At 67.1% G+C, this 22,557-nt stretch carries 19 protein-coding genes; 4 read left to right on the forward strand and 15 right to left on the reverse strand.

Annotation, left to right across the window (positions count from 1 at the left end):
• Position 1: 1 nt before the first annotated feature.
• The 8 genes from bamB to ndk form a co-directional block, all read right to left on the reverse strand.
• Positions 2-1,153 (reverse strand): outer membrane protein assembly factor BamB, encoded by a 1,152-nt coding sequence (bamB, locus tag QPK32_RS20725; RefSeq protein ID WP_290414692.1) that lies wholly within the window; start codon positions 1,151-1,153, stop codon positions 2-4.
• 181 nt (positions 1,154-1,334) lie between these two features.
• Positions 1,335-1,988 (reverse strand): tetratricopeptide repeat protein, encoded by a 654-nt coding sequence (locus tag QPK32_RS20730; protein WP_290414693.1) that lies wholly within the window; start codon positions 1,986-1,988, stop codon positions 1,335-1,337.
• 36 nt (positions 1,989-2,024) lie between these two features.
• A complete protein-coding gene (gene hisS / locus QPK32_RS20735) occupies positions 2,025-3,377 on the reverse strand; it encodes a histidine--tRNA ligase (RefSeq protein ID WP_290414694.1) in 1,353 nt (450 codons plus the stop codon).
• Between the two features lie 151 nt (positions 3,378-3,528).
• A complete protein-coding gene (ispG, locus tag QPK32_RS20740) occupies positions 3,529-4,794 on the reverse strand; it encodes a flavodoxin-dependent (E)-4-hydroxy-3-methylbut-2-enyl-diphosphate synthase (protein ID WP_290414768.1) in 1,266 nt (421 codons plus the stop codon).
• 41 nt (positions 4,795-4,835) lie between these two features.
• Positions 4,836-5,903, reverse strand: a complete 1,068-nt coding sequence (locus tag QPK32_RS20745; RefSeq protein WP_290414695.1) for a helix-turn-helix domain-containing protein — start codon at positions 5,901-5,903, stop codon at positions 4,836-4,838.
• Positions 5,904-5,921: 18 nt separating this feature from the next.
• Positions 5,922-6,716 carry a type IV pilus biogenesis/stability protein PilW gene (gene pilW / locus QPK32_RS20750; RefSeq protein WP_290414696.1) on the reverse strand — a complete coding sequence of 265 codons (795 nt, stop codon included), beginning with the start codon at positions 6,714-6,716 and terminating at the stop codon, positions 5,922-5,924.
• Positions 6,716-7,885, reverse strand: a complete 1,170-nt coding sequence (rlmN, locus tag QPK32_RS20755; protein WP_290414697.1) for a 23S rRNA (adenine(2503)-C(2))-methyltransferase RlmN — start codon at positions 7,883-7,885, stop codon at positions 6,716-6,718. The genes pilW and rlmN overlap by 1 nt, the downstream gene beginning before the upstream one ends.
• Positions 7,886-8,036: 151 nt before the next feature.
• Entirely contained in the window at positions 8,037-8,462 is a 426-nt protein-coding gene (gene ndk, locus QPK32_RS20760) for a nucleoside-diphosphate kinase (protein ID WP_290414698.1), read from the reverse strand.
• Between the two features lie 278 nt (positions 8,463-8,740).
• Between ndk and QPK32_RS20765 the strand changes: the two genes are divergently transcribed.
• The 4 genes from QPK32_RS20765 to QPK32_RS20780 all read left to right on the forward strand — a co-directional run bounded on the left by QPK32_RS20765 (position 8,741) and on the right by QPK32_RS20780 (position 14,872).
• Positions 8,741-9,424: a Bax inhibitor-1/YccA family protein gene (locus tag QPK32_RS20765; RefSeq protein ID WP_290414699.1), complete on the forward strand. Its 684-nt coding sequence runs from the start codon at positions 8,741-8,743 to the stop codon at positions 9,422-9,424.
• A 142-nt stretch (positions 9,425-9,566) separates the two neighbouring features.
• The gene (locus QPK32_RS20770) at positions 9,567-9,923 is read left to right on the forward strand and encodes a DUF2946 family protein (RefSeq protein WP_290414700.1); all 357 of its coding nucleotides are present in this window, start codon (positions 9,567-9,569) and stop codon (positions 9,921-9,923) included.
• Between the two features lie 91 nt (positions 9,924-10,014).
• Complete coding sequence (locus QPK32_RS20775; protein WP_290414701.1) at positions 10,015-12,018, forward strand: TonB-dependent receptor; 2,004 nt, start codon at positions 10,015-10,017, stop codon at positions 12,016-12,018.
• Positions 12,019-12,196: 178 nt separating this feature from the next.
• The gene (locus tag QPK32_RS20780) at positions 12,197-14,872 is read left to right on the forward strand and encodes an ATP-binding protein (RefSeq protein WP_290414702.1); all 2,676 of its coding nucleotides are present in this window, start codon (positions 12,197-12,199) and stop codon (positions 14,870-14,872) included.
• Between the two features lie 118 nt (positions 14,873-14,990).
• Here QPK32_RS20780 and rlmD read toward each other — a convergent pair whose 3' ends face one another.
• The 7 genes from rlmD to QPK32_RS20815 all read right to left on the reverse strand — a co-directional run bounded on the left by rlmD (position 14,991) and on the right by QPK32_RS20815 (position 22,493).
• Positions 14,991-16,406 carry a 23S rRNA (uracil(1939)-C(5))-methyltransferase RlmD gene (gene rlmD / locus QPK32_RS20785; RefSeq protein WP_290414703.1) on the reverse strand — a complete coding sequence of 472 codons (1,416 nt, stop codon included), beginning with the start codon at positions 16,404-16,406 and terminating at the stop codon, positions 14,991-14,993.
• Positions 16,407-16,632: 226 nt separating this feature from the next.
• Entirely contained in the window at positions 16,633-17,637 is a 1,005-nt protein-coding gene (gene rpoS, locus QPK32_RS20790; protein WP_290414704.1) for an RNA polymerase sigma factor RpoS, read from the reverse strand.
• Between the two features lie 8 nt (positions 17,638-17,645).
• On the reverse strand, positions 17,646-18,530 hold the full coding sequence (locus QPK32_RS20795; protein ID WP_290414705.1) for a peptidoglycan DD-metalloendopeptidase family protein: 885 nt from the start codon (positions 18,528-18,530) through the stop codon (positions 17,646-17,648).
• Between the two features lie 32 nt (positions 18,531-18,562).
• Complete coding sequence (locus QPK32_RS20800) at positions 18,563-19,411, reverse strand: protein-L-isoaspartate(D-aspartate) O-methyltransferase (protein ID WP_290414706.1); 849 nt, start codon at positions 19,409-19,411, stop codon at positions 18,563-18,565.
• Positions 19,408-20,145 carry a 5'/3'-nucleotidase SurE gene (gene surE / locus QPK32_RS20805; protein WP_290414707.1) on the reverse strand — a complete coding sequence of 246 codons (738 nt, stop codon included), beginning with the start codon at positions 20,143-20,145 and terminating at the stop codon, positions 19,408-19,410. Before surE ends, QPK32_RS20800 begins: the two co-directional genes overlap by 4 nt.
• Positions 20,146-20,262: 117 nt before the next feature.
• Positions 20,263-21,876 (reverse strand): hypothetical protein, encoded by a 1,614-nt coding sequence (locus tag QPK32_RS20810; protein ID WP_290414708.1) that lies wholly within the window; start codon positions 21,874-21,876, stop codon positions 20,263-20,265.
• 8 nt (positions 21,877-21,884) lie between these two features.
• Complete coding sequence (locus tag QPK32_RS20815) at positions 21,885-22,493, reverse strand: toll/interleukin-1 receptor domain-containing protein (RefSeq protein WP_290414709.1); 609 nt, start codon at positions 22,491-22,493, stop codon at positions 21,885-21,887.
• Positions 22,494-22,557: the final 64 nt, after the last annotated feature.

A 22,557-nucleotide genomic window follows, 5' to 3' on the forward strand; every position in this document is an offset into this window, starting at 1 on the left:
ATTATTCGACCGCGATGGCGGTCACTGTTCCGTTTTGTGTTTGAAAAATCAGGTTCGAGCCGACGACCAGCGGCGGCGCGACGATGGCGCTGCCGTCGGTGGCGGCGCGGGCCAGGAAGGCCCCGTCCTCGCGCGACAGGAAGTGCACGTAGCCCTGGTAGTCGCCGACGGCGACGGCGCGGCCGTACGACACCGGCGTGGACAGGCGGCGGTAGGCCAGCTTGTCGTTCTTCCAGGCGCTGGTGCCCGAGTCGCGCTGGTAGGCGAACATCGAACCCTTGTCGTCCGGGACGAAGATGAAACGCTGGTCGGCGGCCACGCCCACTTCCGACGAGATGTCGCGGGTCCAGCGCGCGCTGCCGTTCGAGAGGTCGAAGCAGCCCACGCGGCCCTGGTAGGTCACCGCGCACACGTCGCCGTCGATGATGACGGGCGCGCCGCCGATGTCGGTCACGCGTTCCAGTTCGGTCGCGCCCTTGGCCACGCCCACTTCCAGTTCCCAGCGCGGCGCGCCGGTGGCCAGCAGCAGCGACAGCAGCTTGCCGCCCGGCTGGGCGATGATCACGTCCTTGTCGTGCACGATCATGCCCGGCGCCAAACGCAGCGTCAGCGGCGGCGAGGTGCGCTGCACGGTCCACTTCTTCTCGCCCGTCTTGGCGTCGAAGCCGACGATGCGGTTGTCGATGCTGCGCGCGACGACGACGCCTTCGCCGATGGCCGGCGCCGACAGGATCTCGCTCGACAGCTGCGCCTTCCAGATCTGCTTGCCGTCCATGTCGTAGGCCAGCAGCCGGCCCTTGGCGGCGCCGACCACGATCACGTTGCCGTCGGTGCCCACGCCCGCGGTGAGGTCGGCATCGGTCTTGATGCGCCAGAGCTGGCGTCCGCTGGCCGCCTCGGCGCGCACGATCTGGTTCCCGCCCGCGGCGATGACGGTGTTGTCGGCCACGGCCGGCGCCATCAGGTAGTTCTGCGACTTGCCGACGTCCAGCTTCCAGGCGGTGCGCACGGCCATCGACCCTTTCAGGTCGACCAGCGGCGCCGGCTGGTTGCCCTTCGGCTTGGACGAGAACGGGTTGAGCGAACTTAAGGTGGAGCAGCCCGTCATCAGGGCAAGGACACCGACACCAACGAGCTTGCGGGAAATACGCATGTTGTTTTTACCTTGTTCTTGAAAATACCTTGCTCCCGCAAGGGCGGGAGCGCATGCAACCTGCGTCGTTCCCGCGCAGGCGGGAACCCAATTTTGCTGGCGTTGCAACTGCTCACGCAACATTGGGTCCCTGGCTTCGCAGGGACGACGTTTTTTTTATTGCGCGTGTCCTGCCGGCCTGTCAGGCCGGCTTGACCGTCACCGCCGGCGCGCCGCCGATCGCATCCAGCTTGACCTGGACGATCTGGCGGCCCGGATGGTTCTTGTCCATCTTGTCGAGCGCGGCCTGGTAGGCCGTGCGGGCGTCCGCGATCTTGCTCTGGGCGACCAGCACGTCGCCCTTGCGGTCCTGCACCTCGGCGGCGAACTGCGGCAGGAAGTCGGCGTTCAGCAGCGCCAGCGCCTGGTCGTACGCCTTCTCGTCGAGCAGCACGCCGGACAGGCGCAGGCGCGCGATCGACTTGTACTCGTCGTTGCCGTGATCGATCGCCCACTGCAGCTGGGCCTTCGCGGTCTTCAGGTCGTTCGCGTCGAACGCCGCCTTGGCGGCGACCAGCGCGGACATCGGCGCGTAGGCGGTCGAGCCGAACTTGCTTTCGACGTCGCCGGCGATGCGCTGGGTCTTGGCATTGTCCTGGGCCTGGCTGGCGTTGACCAGTTCGTCGTACAGGGCGGACGCTTCCGCCGTCTGCTTGCGCTGGTGCGAGCCCCAGAAATTCCAGCCGGCGTAGGCGGCCAGCGCGATGATCACCACCCAGGTGATGAGGTTGCCGAAACGGCTCCAGAAGGCCTTGAAATTGGCTATCTGTTCCTGTTCTTCGAGATCGTATGCCATGGACGTCGTTCTTATTGGTGGATGATGGTGAATGGATTACGGGTGGTAGTGCACGTGCTCGTGATCATGACCGTGGTCGTGATCGTGGCCCGACACGATCTGGTCGACCAGGTAGTCGACGGCTTCGTCGAAGGCGACCGTGTTCTGCTGGGCGGCGGCGTCGGCCTCGCGCAGCGCCTTGATGGCGACAGTGCCGTTCGCGACTTCGTCCTCGCCCAGGATCACCGCGAATGCCGCGCCGGAACCGTCGGCCTTCTTCATCTGGCTCTTGAAGCTGCCGGCGCCGGCCGGGGTCGCGCAGTGCAGCACCACGTCCAGGCCGGCATCGCGGATGCGCTCGGCCAGGATGAAGGCCTTCATGCGCGCTTCATCGCCCTGGTGCACCATGTAGACGTCGCACTGCGACGGCTCGGCCGGTTCGCCCTGTGCCTTCATCAGCTCGATCAGGCGCTCGATGCCCATCGCGAAGCCGATGCCCGGCGTCGGCTTGCCGCCGAAGGTCTCGATCAGCGGGTCGTAGCGGCCGCCGGCGCAAACGGTGCCCTGCGCGCCCAGCGCGTCGGTGACCCATTCGAACACGGTGCGGTTGTAGTAGTCCAGGCCGCGCACCAGGCGCGGGTTGACGGTGTACTGGACGTTGTTCGCGTCCAGGATCTGCTTCAGGCCATTGAAATGCGCCAGCGATTCCTCGCCCAGGTAGTCCAGCAGCTTGGGCGCGGCGTTGACCAGGTCCTGCATCGCCGGGTTCTTGGTGTCCAGGATGCGCAGCGGGTTCGCGTGCAGGCGGCGCTTGGCTTCCGCGTCCAGCACGTCGATGTTCGCCTCGAAATAGGCGATCAGGTCGGCGCGGTGGCGCTGGCGCTCTTCCGCGTTGCCGATCGAGTTCAGCTCCAGGCGGATCTCGTCCAGGCCCAGGTCGTCCCACAGGCGGCGGCACAGCATGATCAGTTCCGCGTCGATGTCCGGGCCGGAGAAGCCGATCGCCTCGGCGCCGAACTGGAAGAACTGGCGGTAGCGGCCGCGCTGCGGACGCTCGTGGCGGAACATCGGGCCCTTGTACCACAGGCGCTTCGGACCGTCGTAGGCCATGTTGTGCTCGACCACGGCGCGCACGACGCCGGCCGTGCCTTCCGGGCGCAGCGTCAGCTGGTCGCCGTTCATCGAGTCGGTGAAGGAGTACATCTCCTTCTCGACGATGTCGGTGACGGCGCCGATGGCGCGCGCGAACAGGCCCGTTTCCTCGACGATCGGGGTAACGATCTTCTGGTAGCCGTAGCTCTTGAGGACCGATTCCGCGGTGTTCTCGAACAGTTCCCACAGCGGCGCGTCGGCCGGCAGGATGTCGTTCATGCCTTTGATGGCGACGATTTTCTCTTTTTTGTCGGACATTCTATTTCTTCCTTGCCGTCGTTTCCTGTTTGGGCAAAACGACGGTGCTCTGATCCCGCACACGTAAAACCGTCATCCCCGCGCAGGCGGGGATCCAAGCTGAGCGGACCACGAAGGCTCAGCATGGGTTCCCGCCTGCGCGGGAACGACGTTAGATAATTTCCGGCTGTTTGCCGTAGTTCTTCTTCACATAATCCAGCACGATCGTCTTGAACTCATCCACGATCCGCTCCCCGCGCAGTGTAGCGACCTTTTCGCCATCCACAAAGACCGGGGCCGCCGGCGATTCGCCCGTGCCCGGCAGCGAGATGCCGATGTTGGCGTGCTTCGATTCGCCCGGGCCGTTGACGATGCAGCCCATCACGGCCACGTTCATCGCTTCCACGCCCGGGAACTCCTTCTTCCAGGTCGGCATCTGCTCGCGCAGGAAGGTCTGGATATTGTCGGCGAGCTCCTGGAACACGGTCGACGTCGTGCGGCCGCAGCCCGGGCAGGCGATCACCATCGGGGTGAACTTGCGCAAGCCCATCGTCTGCAGGATCTCCTGGCCGACGACGACTTCCTTCGTGCGGTCGCCGCCCGGTTCCGGGGTCAGCGAGATGCGGATCGTGTCGCCGATGCCTTCCTGCAGCAGCACGGACAAGGCGGCCGTCGAGGCGACGATGCCCTTGCTGCCCATGCCCGCTTCCGTCAGGCCCAGGTGCAGCGCGTAGTCGCAGCGCTTGCCCAGTTCGCGGTACACGGCGATCAGGTCCTGCACGCCGGACACCTTGCACGACAGGACGATCTTCTCGCGCGCCAGGCCGATTTCCTCGGCGCGCTGGGCGTTCTCGATCGCGGACGTGATCAGGGCCTCGTACATCACGGCCTGGGCGCTCCACGGCTGGGCGCGCGCGGCGTTCTCGTCCATGATGCGGGCCAGCAGCGCCTGGTCCAGGCTGCCCCAGTTGACACCGATGCGCACCGGCTTGTCGTAGCGGATCGCGGTCTCGATCATCTGGGCGAACTGGCTGTCGCGCTTGGCGCCCTTGCCCACGTTGCCCGGGTTGATGCGGTACTTCGACAACGCCTGCGCGCACTCGGGAAAGTCGCGCAGCAGCAGGTGGCCGTTGTAGTGGAAGTCGCCGACCAGCGGCACGTCCACGCCCATGCGGTCGAGCTGTTCGCGGATGGCCGGCACGGCGGCCGCCGCTTCCGGCGTGTTGACGGTGATGCGCACGATTTCGGAACCGGCACGCGCCAGTTCCTTGACCTGGATGGCGGTGCCGATCGCGTCGGCCGTATCCGTATTCGTCATCGACTGCACGACGACCGGCGCGTCGCCGCCGACCTGCACCTTGCGCGCGCCGTGCTGCACGATCACGCCGCGGCTGGCGCGGCGTGCGAGCGGACCCGACGGGATCGGTTCGGCGCACATATTCGTAGCGTTCATCTTGCTCGTAATCCGGTTATTGCAACTTATTGGAGATTAATGCGGGACAGCGTCTTGCCCGGCACCGGCGGCAGCGCGACGGCGTTGCCGCGCAGCGTGGCGCTCACGCCGGCCGGGTTGCCGACCACCACGCGCACCGGCTGGTCCACGTTGACGGTCTCCGTGCTGCCTCCCTTGACCAGGCGCGAAATCAGCGCCGGGCCGCCCTTGGCCGGCCGTACTTCGATCCACGAATCCTCGCGCACGTTGAATACCAGCGGGTTGGCGCCGGCGGCCGCGGCCGGCGCGGCTGCAGGCTGGGCCGAGGCTTGCGTCGCGGCGGCAGGCACGTTGCCGAGGGTCGCAGCCGGGGTCGCCGGTGCGGCCGGGGCCGCTGCCGGCGGCGCGCCCGTGGCCGTGGTCGCGGGCACGTTCACGACGGGACCGGCGGCCGCGCCGGTAGCCGGAACTGCTGCCGTGCCCGTGGCCGGTGCGGCGGCCGGCGCGGCCTCGCCGGCCGGCGCCGGCACCGAGATCAGCGGCACCGACGGGCTCTGCAGCGTTTCGACGGCGTGACCATCCGGCGCCTCGGTCGCGACGCCGGCGGCGCCGTTCGTTCCGGTGCCCGGCGCGGCCAGGCCGCCCTCGGCATCGTGGTGGCCGAGAGGGATCAGGCCGAACTGCCAGGCCGCGGCGGCAGCGGCGACCACGACGACGGCGCCGGCGATCCAGCCCAGCGGCAGCGAGGAACGCTTGCCGTGGCTGGGGAACTTCGATTCCGAGAACGAGGCCGGCGTCGGACGGCGCGCCGCGGTGGCCGCGCTGTTGTCGACCGGGGCCGGCGTGTCCATTTCGATCTTGGCCACCAGCGGGGCCGGATCCATCTTCAGCAGCTTGGCATAGGCGCGCACGAAACCGCGCGTCACGGCAGGGCTGGGCAGCGAGGCGTAGTCGCCCGCTTCCAGCGCCACCACCTGGCGCACGGCCAGCTTCAACTGGTCGGCCACCTGCTCCACCGACCATCCCATCGCTTCACGCTGGGCGGCCAGGGTCTGACCCGGGACCCCATCCTGCTTGTCGGGCGTCGCCGGCTGATCTGCACGCTCGGAACTCATTGTCGTCGTCTCTCTCGCTTAAAATGCACCGCTCTCGAATGCCGCGTACTCCGGCGAGCCGGGGAAGCGCTTGCGCAGCTGCGCCGCAAGGGATGCTTCCATGGACCGGTCGCCGAGCATGCGCTTGACCCGGATGGCCAGCCACAGCACGTCGGCCGACAGCGCGTCGAGCTTCGCTGTCTCCGTCAGGCGGTTGATGAAAAACCCGGCGCGCGTATAGTCGCGCCGCTCGAAATACACCCGCGCCAGCCCGGCTTGCGTCGCCGGCAGGTCGGGATCGTAACGCAGCGCATCGAGCAGGTAGCGCTCGGCCGCGTCGATATCCTTGAGTTTCAGGCTGCAGTTGCCCGCATTGGACATGGCCTTGACGGGAGTAGCGTAGGCCGGGTTCTTCAGCGCGCTCTCGAAATACGTCATGGCTTCCCGCGGGCGGCCGCCGGCGTCGCACAGGAACAGGCCGTAGTTGTTGGCCAGGTCGGGATTGCGCGGCGCCAGGCGCAGCGCATGGCGGAAGTTCTCGTCCGCAAGGGCCGTCTCGCCCATCGCCGAATAGATCAGCGCGCGCACGCCGTAGGCGTCGGCATAGTCCGGGTCGGCCGCGATGGCCTGCTTGACCTCGTCGAGGGCGATCTCGTTCTTGCCGTTCTGGAAGTAACCGATCGCCAGTTGCAGGCGGATGGAGGCGCGCTTTTCCGCGGCCGTCTGGTCGGATGCCGTCTTCAGTTCCTGCGTGGGGGCGCCGCTGCCGGCGCAGGCCGACAGCAGGGACACCGCGATGACGCAGCTGGCGAGGCGTCCGGCCGAACCCGCCATCAGGAAGCGATCTCCACGATCTTGCCGAAGTTGGCGCCGAACTTCTTCTGGTACTCGGCCATCTTGCTCATGCGCTCGTTGACGCGGGTGCGGTCCTTGACCTCGCCGGCCAGCTGGCCGCAGGCGGCGTCGATGTCGTCGCCGCGGGTCTTGCGGATCGTCGTCACGATGCCGGCGTCCATCAGCACCTGGGCGAAGGCCTTGATGCGCGGGTTCTTCGAGCGCAGCAGGCCCGATTCCGGGAACGGGTTGAACGGAATCAGGTTGAACTTGCAGTTCACGCCCACTTCCGGATCGTTCACGAGGGCGATCAGCTCGCGCGCATGCTCGTCGCTGTCGTTGACGCCGTCCAGCATGCAGTATTCGAAGGTGATGAAGTCGCGCGGCGCGAATTCCAGGTAGCGCTTGCAGGCGGCCATCAGCTCGCGCAGCGGGTATTTCTTGTTCAGCGGGACCAGGCCGTCGCGCAGCGGGTCGTTCGACGCGTGCACGGAAACGGCCAGCGCCACCGGGCATTCCTGGGACAGCTTGTCCATCATCGGCACGACGCCCGAGGTCGACAGCGTGACGCGGCGGCGCGACAGGCCGTAGGCGTTATCGTCGAGCATCAGCTTGAGCGCGGTGACGGTCGGCTCGAAATTCAGCAGCGGCTCGCCCATGCCCATCATGACGACGTTGGTGATCTGGCGCTCGCCCTTCGGGCCCGGCTCGATGCCCTTGGTCTTGCGCAGCTCGAACTCGGCCATCCACAGCTGGCCGATGATCTCCGAGACCGTCAGGTTGCGGTTGAAGCCCTGCTTGCCGGTCGAGCAGAAACGGCAATTGACGGCGCAGCCGGCCTGGGTGGAAATGCACAGCGTGCCGCGCGTCTCTTCCGGGATGAACACGGTTTCGACGGCGTTGCCGTTGCCGACGTCGACCAGCCACTTGCGGGTGCCGTCGGCGGACGTGTGGTCGCTGATGATGGCCGGCGCGCGGACTTCGGCGCGGCTCTTGAGTTTTTCGCGCAGCGACTTGGCCAGGTCCGTCATGTCGTCGAAATTCGACGCGCCGAACTGGTGGATCCAGCGCTGCAGCTGTTTGGCGCGGAACGGCTTCTCCCCCAACTCGGCGCAATAGGCGACGAGCTGCGCGGGATCGAAGTCCAGCAGGTTGGTGAGAGTTGCCATAATGATTCCAGTAGATTCCAAAATAAATCCCGCCCGCCGGGCTCTACAGCACTGGGCGAGCGGGGATACGACGTATGTTAACGCAGGCACGCTGCATTAACACGAGAAAAAATGTTCTCGGCAGTTCAGCGCGCCAAATTAGCGCGCCAAATTAGCGCGAGTAGACGTTCAGGGCCGGGAAGAAGTAGGCGATCTCGACGGCTGCGGTTTCGGCAGCGTCCGAACCGTGCACGGCGTTGGCGTCGATCGAGTCGGCGAAGTCGGCGCGGATGGTGCCGGCGTCAGCCTTCTTCGGATCGGTTGCGCCCATCAGTTCGCGGTTCTTGGCAATCGCGCCTTCGCCTTCCAGCACCTGGATCATGACCGGGCCCGAGACCATGAAGTCGACCAGGGCGCCGAAGAACGGACGCTCCTTGTGGACGGCGTAGAAGCCTTCGGCTTCGGCGCGCGACAGCTGGGCCATGCGGGCAGCGACGACCTTCAGGCCAGCGCCTTCGAAGCGGCTGTAGATTTGGCCGATCACGTTTTTCGCGACGGCGTCAGGTTTGATGATCGACAGGGTGCGTTCGATTGCCATGTAAAACTCCAATAAAAAGAAAGGTTTAAATCGAGAAGTTGAAAACTCAATCAACCGGCGATTTTAGCATAGATCGACCGCATTACCGAGATTGGACTGCCCGCGCAGTCGATGTTACAGTCATGTTGTCAATATCCCGCCCGCCGATGCGGGGACGCGGCGTCGCCAGCATGCAGGCGCCCGCTTAGGGATTGCTTAAAACCCGTCTTCCCGCCATTGATGGGGGCCGACGATCCCCATATAGTGCTTGTATCGCCATTTACCAACCGGAGGGCACCATGATTCCCAGCCTGCAGAAAACCTACGACACATCGGCCGTCCAGGCCTCGCGCAACCGCGTGCTGCGCAACACCTACTGGCTGCTCGCGCTGTCGATGATCCCGACCGTGCTGGGCGCCTTCGTCGGCATCACCTTCCACGTGCCCGCCTTCACGGGCGGCCTGGGCGTGCTGCTGTTCTTCGCGATCGCCTTCGGCTTCATCTTCGCCATCGAGAAGACCAAGAACTCGGCGGCCGGCATTCCCGTGCTGCTCGGCTTCACCTTCTTCATGGGCCTGATGCTCACGCCGCTCCTGCGCATCACGCTGGGCTTCTCCAACGGCGGCGCGCTGCTGATGGGCGCGTTCGGCGGCACCGCGGCCGTGTTCGCCGTGATGGCGACCATCGCCACCGTCTCCAAGCGCGACTTCTCGGGCATGGGCAGCTGGCTGTTCGCCGGCACCATCGTGGTGCTGCTGGCCGGCATCGCCAACATCTTCCTGCAGATCCCGGCCCTGCACCTGGTGCTGCTGGTCATGATCGTCGGCATCTTCTCGGCCTGGCTGCTGTTCGACGTGCAGCGCATCGTGAACGGCGGCGAGACCAACTACATCACGGCCACGCTGTCGATCTACCTGGACATCTACAACGTGTTCACCGCCCTGCTGCAATTGCTGGGCATCGGCTTCGGCAACCGCGACTAAGGCGTGCCCTTGCGAGAAAACCGGTCTTCGGACCGGTTTTTTTTCGTCCAGCGCTCGGCCCGCCCGCAAGTGAACGAAAGTTTAATTGTCAGAATCCAACGTCTCTGCGTAGAATATACGTTCGCCCCTACGCTATCCATCCATGCCACGTAGCCTGACCCATGTGTTGCTGTCGCTGCTGCTGCTGATCACGCAGCAGCTGTCGCTCGCGCACGGCTATACGCACTGGAGCGAAGTCAGCGAACGCATCGGCCTCACGCAAGTGCAGGCGCAGGCGGGCGCGTCGAACGACGGCGGCAAGCCGTCCAAGCCCGGCCTGCACGATTTGTGCGGCCAGTGCCAGGCCAGCGCCCAGATCGCCTATGCGCTGCCGAACACCCTGCGCCAGTTCGTTCCCGCCGAGCTGGCCTATGCCGTCCCCTCGCTGCCGGAGACCCCGGGCATCTGCCTGCTGGCGGCCTGCCCGTTCCAGCCGCGCGGCCCACCCCAGGCCGGATAACGCCCTTCGTCTTTCGTTTTTCACCGCCCAGCCGGAGCATCGCTCGCGGCTGTGCGGACCGTTATCCATTCGCTTGAGGTTTTAACCAGTCATGAAGATTCAACGTACGCTGCTGGCCAGCGCGATCCTGCTCGCCTTCCAACCGGCCATCCACGCCCAGACCACCGATGCCACCGATGCCGACGGCAACGCCGTGCACAAGGTGATCGTCACCGCGTCGCCGTTCCGCACCAGCGAAAGCGACCAGATCCTGACGCCGGCCAAGGTCCTGGCCGGCGACGAGCTGCGCGACAAGGTCGGCAGCTCGATCGGCGAGACGCTGTCCCAGGAGCTGGGGGTGTCTGCCTCGGCCTTCGGCGCCGGCGCTTCGCGCCCGATCATCCGCGGCATGGAAGGCTCGCGCGTCAAGATGCTGGAAAACGGCATGGCGACGTCCGACGTCTCCGGCCTGTCGAACGACCACGCGGTCGCTTCCGAAGGCGCGGTGGCGCGCCAGATCGAGATCCTGCGCGGCCCCGCCGCCCTGCTGTACGGCTCGGGCGCGATCGGCGGCCTCGTCAACGTCGTCAACGAACGCATCCCGACCGAGCTCGAAGCCAAGTCCACCGGCCAGATCGAAACCCGCTACAGCACCGTCGACAACGGCCGCAACGTGTCCGGCACGGCCGACGGCAAGGTCGGCGACCACATCGCCCTGCACATCGACGGCAACTGGCGCGATACGAAGGACTACAAGATCCCCGAGACGCGCGTGCTGAACGACCCGTCCACCAGCATGGACCGCCTGCCGCACTCGGACACGCTGGAAAAGAACATCGGTATCGGCGGCTCGTACATCGACGACTGGGGCTATGCCGGCATCTCGGCCTCGCACCTGTCGAACCTGTACGGCATTCCCAGCGACGAGGGTTCGCGCATCGACCAGAAGCAGGACCGCTACGACTTCGACAGCATGATCAAGCGCCCGCTGGCCGGCTTCGAGACGCTGCGCCTGAAGGCCGGCTATACGGACTACGAGCACGCCGAGCTGGGCGAGGACGGCCCGGAAGTGCTGTTCCATAACCGCACGCTGGAAACCCGCGGCGAGCTGACCCACGCGCCCATCGCCGGCCTGCACGGCACCTTCGGCTTCCAGACCGAAAACACCCATTTCTCGGCGCTGAGCCCGGACGGCGGCGCCGACACGGTGCCGCTGACCCACTCGAAGACGGCGGCCGCCTTCCTCGTCGAGGAAGCGAATGCCGGCCCCGTGAAACTGTCGGGCGGCCTGCGCTACGAATCCGTCGACCGCGAACCGGTCAGCAACAAGAAGCGTACCTTCGACCTGACCTCGGGCTCGTTCGGCGCGGCCTGGCCCTTCATGCCGGGCTACAGCGTGGGTGCGACCCTGTCGTATGCCCAGCGCGCGCCGGCCATCGAGGAACTGTATTCGGGCGGTCCGCACGATGCCACGGCTACCTTTGACATCGGCAATCCGGACTTCACGAAGGAAACCTCGCGCAATATCGAGCTGTCGCTGGCCAAGACCAGCGGCCTGATCCGCTGGAAGGCCAACGTCTACCGCAACAACGTCGACAACTACATCTACGGCCGCATCACCGACGACATGGTCGACGACGAAGGCAATCCGGGCGACGAGCTGCGCACCCGCATCTTCGAGCAGGCCGACGCCCACATCCGCGGCGCCGAGGCCGAGCTGACCTACAACCAGACGGGCGCCGGCTGGTCCGGCCGCCTGTTCGGCGACACCTCGCGCGGCAAGCTCGATGCGGGCGGCAACCTGCCGCTGCAGCCGGCCGACCGCATCGGCGCCAGCATCGGCTACCGCGAAGGGGCATGGCGCGGCGGCCTGTCGCTGATCCACGCGCGCGGCCAGGACCGCCTGGCGGCAGCGGAGACGACGGACACGCCGGGCTACAACCAGCTCGACGCCAACATCTCCTACACCCAGCGCATCGGCGGCACCGACGTCACCTGGTTCGCGCTGGCGAAGAACCTGCTGAACGACGACATCCGCCTGTCGACCTCGGTGCTGAAGGACATCGCGCCGCTGCCGGGCCGTAACTTCGTGATCGGCGTGCGCACCAAGTTCTAAACGGCGGGATCGTGCCTTGGCGGCATGCCTTTTGCAGAAAAAGCATGTCGCCTGATAATTTTTATACCTTTTCTGTCAATATCGGGGCATAACCGACAAGTGTATTTTTTTCTCAAGGGGTGGTTCAAGCCATTCTTTTGCACATAAAATGAAGCTTTCGGACTAGAAAGCGACCACCATGGAAGCCACGGCGTGCGACTTTCACCCGCTCGGCAGCGCCGGCGCCATCCGCGCCGGCTATCACCTCCATGACTGGTCCGCGTCGCCGCTCGGTCCACCCGAGTCGTGGTGCTCGGCGCTGCGCAATGCGGCCAGCCTGATCCTCGAATCCGAGTTCCCCATGTACCTCGCGTGGGGCCCGCGCCTTACCCTGCTCTACAACGCCGCTTTCGCTCCCCTGCTGGACGTCGCCCATCCGGACGCCCTCGGCATGCCGCTGGCCGACGTGTGGCCGTCGCGCTGGCCCGGCATGAAGCCGCTCGTCGAGCGCGCGCTGGCCGGCCACGCGACCTATGGCGAAGACGTGCCGACGGCCGTCACCCGCGACGGCCATCCCTACGACGGCTGGTTCACGATCGCCTATTCGCCGCTGCGCGACGACCACGGCAAGGTACGCGGCATCCTGTGCGTGACCAGCGAGACGACCCAGCGCGTCCAGCTCGAGCGGCGCCACGCCGTGCAGCTGCAGGTGGTGGACAGCCTGCGCCGCCTGCACCACCCGTCCGACATCGTCGAATGCGCCTGCACGCTGCTGGGCCAGCAGCTGGACCTGTCCAGCACCTGCTACGTCGAGGCCGACGAGACCGACAACAGCTTCGAGGTCGTGCACGACTGGCTGCGCGACGAAGGCGTGGCGCTGGCCGGCCGGCGCGCGCGCCTGGACGACTTCGGCCCGCAGGCCCTGGCCCTGCTGCGCACCGGCGCGCCGCTGGCCGTGCGCGACGCCTTGCTCGACCCGCGTTTGCCGCAACGGGGCGACCGCTATGCCGCGGCCGGCGCGCGCGCCATCCTCGTGCTGCCCAAGGTACGCCGCGGCAAGCTGCTGGGCGCCCTGGTCGGCCACGCATCCCAGGCGCGCGACTGGGACGAGGAAACCCAGCGCCTGGCCACCGACATCGCCGAACGCAGCTGGGAAGCGCTGGACCGGGTGCGCGCCGAGCAGGCGCTGCGCGATGCCGTGGCGCGCCAGACCACGCTGCTGGACATGAACGAGTTCCGGCTCGAGGTGTCCGACGTGCTGCGCCGCCTCGACGATCCGAACGAGATCTTCCTGCGCACCGGCGCCATGCTGGGCCGCTTCCTGCAGGTCAGCCGCGTGCTGTACGGCGACTACGACGCCGACAAGCAGATCGTCACCTTCCACTCGAACTACACGGACGGCATGGTGGCCGAGCTGAACGGCACCTTCCCGGCCGCCCTGTTCGGCAACGCCAACTTCGCCTCGCTGTCGCAGGGCACCTGGGTGTCGAGCGACCTGCAGCGCGACCCGCGCACGGGCGGACCCGACACCTGGCCCCATTTCGTCTCGCTGCAGATCCGCGCGGGCGTGATGGTGCCCCTGAGCCGCAACGGCGCGCTGACGGCCTGCATGTTCATCAACGACAACCTGCCGCGGCTGTGGAACGCCGACATCGTGCGCCTGATCGAGGACGTGGCCGAACGGGCCTGGAGCGCCGTCGAGCGGGTGCGCGCGGAAGACGCGCTGCGCCTGGCCGACCGCCGCAAGGACGAATTCCTCGCGATGCTGGCGCACGAGCTGAGGAACCCGCTGGCGCCGATCGCGGCGGCGGCCCAGCTCCTGAACATGGGTCCGCCCGACGGCAGCCGCGTGGAGCGCACCAGCGCCATCATCGCGCGCCAGGTGGCGCACATGACGGGCCTGATCGACGACCTGCTGGACGTCTCGCGCGTCACGCGCGGCCTGGTCGTGCTGGCGCGCGACGAGGTCGACCTGCGCAGCGTGGTGGCCGACGCCGTCGAGCAGGTGCGCCCCCTGATCGAGGGACGCCGCCACCAGCTCGAGCTGCGCGTCGCGCCGGCGCCGGACGCCGCCTTCGTGCAGGGCGACTACAAGCGCCTGGTGCAGATCCTGGCCAACCTGCTCAACAACGCCGCCAAGTACACCCAGGAAGGCGGCCGGCTGGCCGTCTGGATGGGCGCCAGCAACGACCAGGTGCTGGTGAGCGTGTCCGACAACGGCATCGGCATCTCGGCCGAACTGCTGCCGACCGTGTTCGACCTGTTCTCCCAGGCCGAGCGCACGCCGGACCGCGCCCAGGGCGGCCTGGGACTGGGCCTGGCCCTGGTGAAGAGCCTGGTCGAACTGCACGGCGGCATGGTGACGGTGACCAGCGAGGGCCGCAACAAGGGCAGCGAATTCACGGTACGCCTGCCGCGCCTGCGCACCCGCGCCGCGCCGACGGCGTGCGGCACCGCGGCCTGCGCCGGGGCCGGCAGCGCCACGCGCAGCCTGAACCTGATGCTGGTGGACGACAACGTCGACGCCGCCATGACGCTGGGCCTGCTGCTGGAGTCGGCGGGCCACGCGGTGACGGTGCTGCACAACTCCGCCGACGCGCTGGCACGGGCCGAAGAGGCACGCTACGACGCCTTCCTGCTCGACATCGGCCTGCCCGGCATGAACGGCTACGAACTGGCGCGCCGCCTGCGCCGGCTGCCGGGAGGGGATACGGCGACGCTGGCCGCGATCACGGGCTACGGCCAGCAATCGGACCAGGCCAGCGCGGCGTTTGCGGGGTTCGACAGTTACTTCGTCAAGCCGGTGGATGCGGACAAGCTGTTTGCGCTGCTGGGGCAGGTGGCCGCGAAAATACAACAACTACAACAACGATAAAACAACGTCGTCCCTGCGGAGGCAGGGACCCAATCTTGCAGGCGCTGTCGTACAGCTTGCAGATTGGGTCCCCGCCTGCGCGGGGACGACGTTGTTTCAGGTGCGGCGGTTTTTGGCGTTACTGCGGATCCGCCTGCGGCGCCTGCTCCTGCGCCACGAACTCGCGCGGCTGGAAGTCGTCGAGCAGGTCGAACACGCCCACCGATTCCACGTGCGAGGTATGCGGGAACATGTTCGCCACGCCCGCCTTGCTCATCACATAGCCGGCGCGGTGCGTGAGGATGCCGGCGTCGCGCGCCAGCGTCGATGGGCTGCACGAGACGTAGACGATGCGCTTGGGCATCAGGTCCGGATTGGTCTGGCGCAGCTCGGCCAGCGCCAGCGCCAGGGCGACGGCGCCGTCGCGCGGCGGGTCGACCAGCATGCGATCGAATTTGCCCAGCGCCACCAGGTCGTCCTTCGTCACCTCGAACAGGTTGCGGGTATAGAACGTGGTCTTGGCATCCAGGCCGTTGGCGCGGGCATTTTCCAGCGCGCGCGTGGTCAGCGCGGTGCTGCCTTCGATGCCCACGACTTCGCGCGCCTGCGTCGCCAGCGGCAGCGTGAAGTTGCCCAGGCCGCAGAACAGGTCGGCCACGCGCTCGTCCTTCTGCACGTCCAGCAGGCGCAGCGCCTTTTGCACCAGCAGGCGGTTGATCTGGTGGTTCACCTGGGTGAAGTCGGTGGGCTTGAACGGCATCCTGATGCCGAATTCGGGCAGCGTGTAGTACAGCTCCTTGTAGTTGGGAGCGTGCTGCGGCGGATAATAAGGCGCGGCCGTGTCCGGGCCCTTCGGCTGCAGCCACCACTGGATGTTCCACTTGTCGGCGAAGGCCTTCACCAGCACCTCGTCGGCCGGCGACAGCGGCGCCATGATGCGCAGCACCAGCACGGTGGTTTCCTCGCCGATGGCGACCTCGATCTGCGGCATCTGCTGGTAGATCGACAAGGCGCCGATCAGCTCGCGCAACGGCACCAGCATGGCCGACAGGTGGTCCGGCAGGATCTCGCAGCTGGTCATGTCGGCCACGTAGGACGAATGGCGCTCGTGGAAGCCGACCAGCATGCCGCCCTTCTTGGCGACGTGGCGGACCGACAGGCGCGCGCGGTAGCGGTAGTCCCAGGTCGGGCCGTACATCGGGCGCATGATGTTCTCGGCCTTGGTCTTCCCGATGTGCCACAGATTGTCTTCCAGCACGCGCTGCTTCATCGCCACCTGGGCGCTGGGCTCCAGGTGCTGCATGGAGCAGCCGCCGCAGTGCCAGAAGTGCGGGCATTTCGGCTCGACGCGCATCGAGGTCGCCTTCTGCAGCGTGACCATGCGCCCCGATTCCCAGTTCTTCTTCTTGCGCAGGGTCTCGAAGCTGACGCGCTCGCCCGGCAGCGCGCCTTCGACGAAGATCACCTTGCCCGGCGTGCCGTCCTCGTTCTCCAGGTGGCCGACGCCGCGCGCGTCCATGTCGAGGGATTTGATGTTGATGAAGGTTTCTTGCATGGGAGTAGAAGAAAAGCGAATCAGGACGGCATGCCGGCACACCCGCGCCATCGATCGGCGTCATCCCCGCGCAGGCGGGGATCCATGCTGAGATTCACGGAGCCGGGGTGCCGGCAATGCGACTTCGGTGCTTCAGTATGGATTCCCGCCTGCGCGGGAATGACGAGGTTCTGGCGCCGCCGTCACACGGAAAAATAAAAACGGGCCTGTCCCGGCCCGGCGGGCATCATAACAAGGAATCGCGCACGACGCCACGGGCAGCCATGGCCCGCTTGAGCTTGACGAGGGCTTCCTGCTGGATCTGGCGCACCCGCTCGCGCGTCACGCCCATCTCCTCGGCCAGGGTTTCCAGCGTGGCCGGGTCGTCGTTGTCCAGGCCGAAGCGGCGCATCACGACGACGCGCTGCTTGTCCGGCAGCTTCTGCAGCCAGTCGCGCACGAGCAAGGTCATCTCGTGCTGTTCGGCGTGGGCGTCCGGGCTGACGTCGCCCTCGTCCGGCAGCATGTCCATCAGGCTGCTCTGGGGGTCGTTGTCGAGCGGGGCGTCGAGCGAGGTCGCGTGCTCGGACAGCGCCAGGATGTCCTGCACTTCCTCGACCGGGCGCCCGACCAGGCTGGCGATGTCCTCGGCGCCGGCTTCCTTGCCGTCGTGGTGCTGGGCCTCGAGATGGTACTTGGCGCGCAGCACCTGGTTCAGCTCGCGCACCATGTGCACGGGCAGGCGCACCGTGCGCGCCTGGTTCATGATGGCGCGCTCGATGCTCTGGCGGATCCACCAGGTCGCGTAGGTCGAGAAGCGGAAACCCCGCTCCGGCTCGAACTTGTCGATTGCGCGCATCAGGCCGATGTTGCCCTCCTCGATCAGGTCGAGCAGCACGACGCCGCGGTTGATGTAATGCTTGGCGATGGAGACGACGAGGCGCAGGTTGTGCTCGATCATCTTCTGGCGCGCGGCGAAGTCGCCGGACTTGGCCAGCGTCGCGTAATGCACTTCCTGCTCGGCCGACAGCAGCGGCTTGGCGCCGATGCGGTTCAGGTAGTGCTGGGTGGTGTCGGTCGCGAGCTCGGCCTGCAGCACGTGCTTGAGCTCGTCGGCGCCGTCGAGCGGCGCGTTGTCGGCCGCGCCCGCGAGCGTATCGCCGGGGCGCTCGCCGCCCTCCTCCGCCTCGTCCGGCAGGTCGTCCGGATCATCCGGCAAATCTGGTTCGAGCGGGTCGGGCGGCGATTTCATGGGCGTCTCTAGCGGCTGGGCAGGAACTTGGCCGGATCGACCGGCTTGCCCTGCTGGCGTATTTCGAAATGCAGTTTGACCGTGTCGGTATCCGAATTGCCCATTTCCGCGATCACCTGGCCCTTGGTCACATTCTGACCTTCCTTGACCACGATCGTTCGGTTGTGTGCATAAGCCGACAACAGGCTGTTGCTGTGCTTGACGATCACGAGATTACCATATCCGCGGATGCCGCTGCCCGCATACATCACCTTTCCCGACCCGGCCGCCATCACCTGCTGGCCCAGCCTGCCCGCGATGTCGATGCCCTTGTTCTTGCCTTCGTCGAAGGTGGCGACGATGCGGCCGTCGGACGGCCACATCCAGCTCAGTTTCTCGTCGTCGCTGGCGGTGACGGTGCTGCCGGCGGCGATGCCGGTCACCTTTTCCGCCTTCGGATTGTCTTCCTTCTGGGCCAGGGCGGCATCGCTGTAAGGCTTCTTGGCACCATTCGGCTCCGTCTTCCTGGGCGGCGCGGCCGGCTTGTCGGCGCCCGGCATGGCGATCGGGTTCGTCACGACGGCATTCCCGCCCCGTTCCGGCGGCGCCACCTTCAGCACCTGGCCGACCTTGATGTCGTCCGGATCGGAAAGATTGTTCCAGGCCACCAGGTCGCGGTAGTTCTGGCCATGGTCCAGCGCGATGCGCAGCAGCGTGTCGCCGCGGCGCACGGTATAGGTGCCGGCGGCATCCGGGCGGGTGTCCTCTGCCGGCGGCGCGGCGGGACGCGGGCGCGAAATGGCGACGGACGAGGTCGGACGATCGATCACGGGGGCGACACGGGTCTCGGTACTGCAGGCGGACAGCACGCCAAGACTAAGGGTCAACAGGGCTAAACGGGGCGTTGGTTTCATTCTCTCTTAATTCTGTTACAACATTCTGGCATTCAGGCGATGCCTGGCCGCAGCGGAACGAAATGGCAGCTTTCCAGCGTCTCGCTGGTCCATTCCGACTTGCCGGTGCGGGTAATACGCTGCAGGTGCTGGACCTGCGCGCCGACGGGGGCCACGAGGCGGGCACCGATGGCCATCTGCTCGAGCAGTGCGCGCGGCACGTCGAGTCCGGCCGCCGCGAGGATGATGCCGTCGAACGGGGCCACCTGCGGGAGCCCAAGCATACCATCTCCGTACTGTAAACGCAGGTTAGCGATACGCAAGGGCCGTAAATTCGCCTTGGCGAGCTCGTGCAGCGGCTTGATCCGCTCGATCGAATACACCTCTTTCGCCACGCAGGCCAGCACGGCGGCCTGGTAGCCGCAGCCGGTGCCGATCTCGAGCACGCGCTCCAGCGGACGGCCGCTCCCCTTCAGCAACTCGATCATGCGGGCCACGATGTAGGGCTGCGAAATCGTCTGGTTGTGGCCGATCGGCAGCGATACGTCGGCATAGGCCTGGGCCGACAGCGCCTCCTCGATGAACAGGTGGCGCGGCACGGTTTCCAGCGCCACCAGCACCTGCGGATCCTTGACGCCCTGGCGCGCCACGCGCGCGGCCATGGCGCGGCGCGGCGCCTCGGTGGCCATCAGGTCGGACCTGGCCAGCGTCTGCTGCGGCTGTGGCGGCTGCGCGCCCGCCTGCGGCTTGGCCGCGCCCGGCGCCGGGCCGGCCTGGTTCGAGCGCGCGTTCTGGGTCGCCGTCTGCGGCGTGGCCACGGGCGCCGGCGCAGCAGGCTTTCGCGTCGTCCCGCCCGTCACCGACGACAGGGGCAAGGGAAAATTGCTGCGCTTCTCGCTCATCCCAACCCCCGCCGCAGCAAGTCGAGCTGTTCGCGGTGCGTGAGGTCGACCTGCAAGGGCGTGATCGACACATTGCCGCCGGCGGTCGCGTGGAAATCGGTACCCTCGCCCGCATCGCGACAGGCGCCGGGCGCACCGATCCAGTAGATTTCCCGGCCGCGCGGATCCTGGCCGCGGATCACAGGCTCGGATTGGTGGCGCCGGCCCAGCCGGGTCGGCACCAGCGCGCCCATGTTTTCATATGGCAAATTCGGGATGTTCACGTTCAGCAGGAACGGCGAATCGATCAGGTCGAAGCGGCGCTGCACGATGTCGCGCGCCACCCGCGCCGCCGATTCCACCTCGGACCAGCCGCCATGCACCTGCGAAAAGGCGATCGCCGGGATGCCGAACAGGTAGGCCTCGGTCGCGGCGGCCACCGTGCCCGAATAGAGCGTGTCGTCGCCCATGTTCTGGCCGTTGTTGATGCCGGAGACGACGAGGTCCGGACGATAGTCGAGCAGCCCCGTCAATGCGATGTGCACGCAATCGGTCGGGGTGCCGTTGACAAAATAAAAACCGTTGGCAGCCTTCGACACCGACAGCGGACGGTCCAGCGACAGCGAATTGGACGCGCCCGACCGGTTGCTGTCGGGGGCGACCACCACGATGTCGGCGACCGGCGCGAGCGCGGCGGCCAGGGCCTGGATGCCGGGGGCAAGATAGCCGTCGTCGTTACTGATAAGGATACGCATGCCGCGATTTTACCTGAAGCAACGGCCAGTTCACCCCATCGCGCTGCACATTTATTACACAACTGCGTGCACAACCGCGCCCGCCGCACGGGCCGGCGCAACGCGCGAAACAGGCCGTCAGCCGGCCACCAGCGGCCGTCCGCCGGCCGCCTGGATCAGGGCGCCTTCGAGGGACGAGACCTCGTCCTCGGTGAAGGCCAGCAGCGCATCCTTGTCGCCTTCCTGCAGGTAGACCTGCTTGATCATCGCCGCCGCCCGTCGCCGTAGCGGATGCGCCACACTCGGGCGCAGGACGCGGCTGCGCAGGCTGTCGGCCAGCGCGCGCGCCTCCCGCGGACTGCGGCTGTCGATCAGTTCCTGCAGGCGCGACAGGGCTTCGTCGAGCACCTCGGCCCCGGCCGCCGCGCCGCTGCCGGCCGCGCCGCCCACCGGCGCCTCGGTGCCCGCGCCGTCGCCGCTCCCGGCCGGCACGTCGCCGGCGCGGCGCGCGCCCGGATGGCCGCGCGTGCCCTCTTCCATCGCGTGCAAGCCGGCTTCCAGCGCGATCACGTGCTGCTCGATGCGGCGCGCCGCCTCCAGTTCGCCGTGCTGGCCCAGGTACAGGTGGCCCAGGCGCGCCAGTTCGCGCACCATGCTCGAGGCCTGCGGATCGGCGGCGCGGCGGCGCAAGGCCTCGGCCGCCTGCAGCAGGCGCACTTCGGCCAGGGGGCGCCACGGGAAATGGCCGGGTTCCAGCCATTCGAGCAAGGCCTCGATGCCGCGCAGCGGGCCCAGGCGGTCGCCCTGGCCCGGATGCGCGCGCCCGCTCGGCAGCGGCGCGCCGAGGATGGCGGCCTGCGGCAACTGCACCTCGTCGAGGTAGCTGTCGAGCGTCACGCTGGCCAGGCCGTAGCTTTCCCCCAGCATCTTTTCCAGCGTCGCCTGGTAGCCCCGCACGCCGCGGCTCGCATCGCCCAGGCGCCAGCGGCGCCGTCCCTCGCCCGCCGCCTCCACCGGGGCGGGCAGCGGATAGACCAGCAGCGGACGCTGTTCGTCCTCGTGGCTGCAGCGGTAGTCGAGGGCGCGCGCGACCACGCCGCGCAGGCCGTCCAGGCTGCGCGGGTCGGGCGTGAACAGGCCGACCATCTTGTCGGGCAGGAGCGCCGTGCAGACACTGGCAGCCGCCGAGCGTCCGCTGCGGCAGTCGATCAGCACGTGGGCAAAGCGCCCGGCCAGGCGCGCGGCGAAGGCGCGGAACAGCCCCGGACAGGCGCCGAACAGGCCGTCCCAGTCGAGCCGGTCGACGCGTTCGCCGTAGCTGTCGTCGAGGCGGCCGGCGCGCATCAGGTACAGGGGGCGGCTGTCGTCGACGCGTTCGATGTAGTCGTCCCAATCGAGGGCATCGAGCACGCGCGCGGCCTGCGCGGCGGCCGCGCCGTCGGTGGAGCGCAGCGGCCGCGCGTGGGACGCCGCCTTGTCCAGGCCCTCGCGGCAGGCCTCGAACAGTTCGAGCACGCCGCCGCGCAGGTTGCCGGACGCTTGGCCGGTCGCGCCGAAGTAGTGGTGCAGGCCGGGCGCTTCGAGGTCCCAGTCGATCATCAGCACCGGTGTCCTTGCCCCTTCGCGCCCGGCCAGCAGCCAGGCCGCGTGCACGAGGGCGAGGCTGCGCGCGGGCGCGCTGTCGTAGGAATAGAACGTCGTCACTTGGCCAACGGATGCGTCCGGTCTTGCGGTGATGCGGTTGGTTTCCATAGGGCTCCTCATTTTTTTGGGAAGGTAGGATCCGGTATCTCGCGCCATGGGGGTGGGACATCGGGGAGCACGAATTGGTTGCAGTCATGCCCCGGCGGCGTGCACTTTTTCAGGTACTGGTAGTGGGTGACGATCCGCCGGACCATCTTGGCGATGTCGGGCAGGAATTCCGGGTTCGACTTCAAGTCGGCCGTCGCCATCGTGAAGCGGGAGAAATCGACGTAGAACGCGGCTTCGCTGACCTGGGGCGGCAGGCGCTCCGGGTGCCGGGTCATGATCACCGGGATGATCAGCCGGCTGGGCAGCGGATACCAGGTGGCTCGCTCGGCTTCGAGCAGGCGCATGGCGGCGTACTCGCGCCGCGTGTACGCGTGGGCCTCGTACTTCGGGGTATAGATCAGCACCATGCAGACGCTCTCGCACATCGCGCGCGCGATCTTGCGGTCGAGGTCGTCGCCGCCGCCGAGCTGCTCGGAATCGACGAACAATTCGTCCTCGTCGTCGAAATACGGCTCGAGATAGCAGCGCAGCGCATCGGCCAGCGTGGTCTTGAAGCGCTGCATGAGCTCGTGCCGGCCATGGGCATAGCTGAAAAAACAGCCGTAGCGGATCGTCATCGCCTCTCCCTCCATTCATCTACCGCTGGGACTGGAAGACTCTAGCAACTCACCCGTACTGCAT

The sequence above is a fragment of the Massilia sp. YIM B02763 genome (assembly GCF_030412015.1).
Classification (GTDB): Bacteria; Pseudomonadota; Gammaproteobacteria; order Burkholderiales; family Burkholderiaceae_D; genus Telluria.

Coding starts and splice junctions, on each gene's coding strand:
- QPK32_RS20800 (WP_290414706.1), bottom strand. CDS start 19,411: ATGAGCGAGAAGCGCAGCAATTTTCCCTTGCCCCTGTCGTCGGTGACG.
- ispG (WP_290414768.1), bottom strand. CDS start 4,794: ATGTGCGCCGAACCGATCCCGTCGGGTCCGCTCGCACGCCGCGCCAGC.
- pilW (WP_290414696.1), bottom strand. CDS start 6,716: ATGGCGGGTTCGGCCGGACGCCTCGCCAGCTGCGTCATCGCGGTGTCC.
- QPK32_RS20815 (WP_290414709.1), bottom strand. CDS start 22,493: ATGACGATCCGCTACGGCTGTTTTTTCAGCTATGCCCATGGCCGGCAC.
- ndk (WP_290414698.1), bottom strand. CDS start 8,462: ATGGCAATCGAACGCACCCTGTCGATCATCAAACCTGACGCCGTCGCG.
- bamB (WP_290414692.1), bottom strand. CDS start 1,153: ATGCGTATTTCCCGCAAGCTCGTTGGTGTCGGTGTCCTTGCCCTGATG.
- QPK32_RS20810 (WP_290414708.1), bottom strand. CDS start 21,876: ATGGAAACCAACCGCATCACCGCAAGACCGGACGCATCCGTTGGCCAA.
- surE (WP_290414707.1), bottom strand. CDS start 20,145: ATGCGTATCCTTATCAGTAACGACGACGGCTATCTTGCCCCCGGCATC.
- rlmD (WP_290414703.1), bottom strand. CDS start 16,406: ATGCAAGAAACCTTCATCAACATCAAATCCCTCGACATGGACGCGCGC.
- QPK32_RS20745 (WP_290414695.1), bottom strand. CDS start 5,903: ATGAGTTCCGAGCGTGCAGATCAGCCGGCGACGCCCGACAAGCAGGAT.
- QPK32_RS20795 (WP_290414705.1), bottom strand. CDS start 18,530: ATGAAACCAACGCCCCGTTTAGCCCTGTTGACCCTTAGTCTTGGCGTG.
- QPK32_RS20780 (WP_290414702.1), top strand. CDS start 12,197: ATGGAAGCCACGGCGTGCGACTTTCACCCGCTCGGCAGCGCCGGCGCC.
- QPK32_RS20770 (WP_290414700.1), top strand. CDS start 9,567: ATGCCACGTAGCCTGACCCATGTGTTGCTGTCGCTGCTGCTGCTGATC.
- QPK32_RS20765 (WP_290414699.1), top strand. CDS start 8,741: ATGATTCCCAGCCTGCAGAAAACCTACGACACATCGGCCGTCCAGGCC.
- rlmN (WP_290414697.1), bottom strand. CDS start 7,885: ATGGCAACTCTCACCAACCTGCTGGACTTCGATCCCGCGCAGCTCGTC.
- QPK32_RS20775 (WP_290414701.1), top strand. CDS start 10,015: ATGAAGATTCAACGTACGCTGCTGGCCAGCGCGATCCTGCTCGCCTTC.
- QPK32_RS20730 (WP_290414693.1), bottom strand. CDS start 1,988: ATGGCATACGATCTCGAAGAACAGGAACAGATAGCCAATTTCAAGGCC.
- rpoS (WP_290414704.1), bottom strand. CDS start 17,637: ATGAAATCGCCGCCCGACCCGCTCGAACCAGATTTGCCGGATGATCCG.
- hisS (WP_290414694.1), bottom strand. CDS start 3,377: ATGTCCGACAAAAAAGAGAAAATCGTCGCCATCAAAGGCATGAACGAC.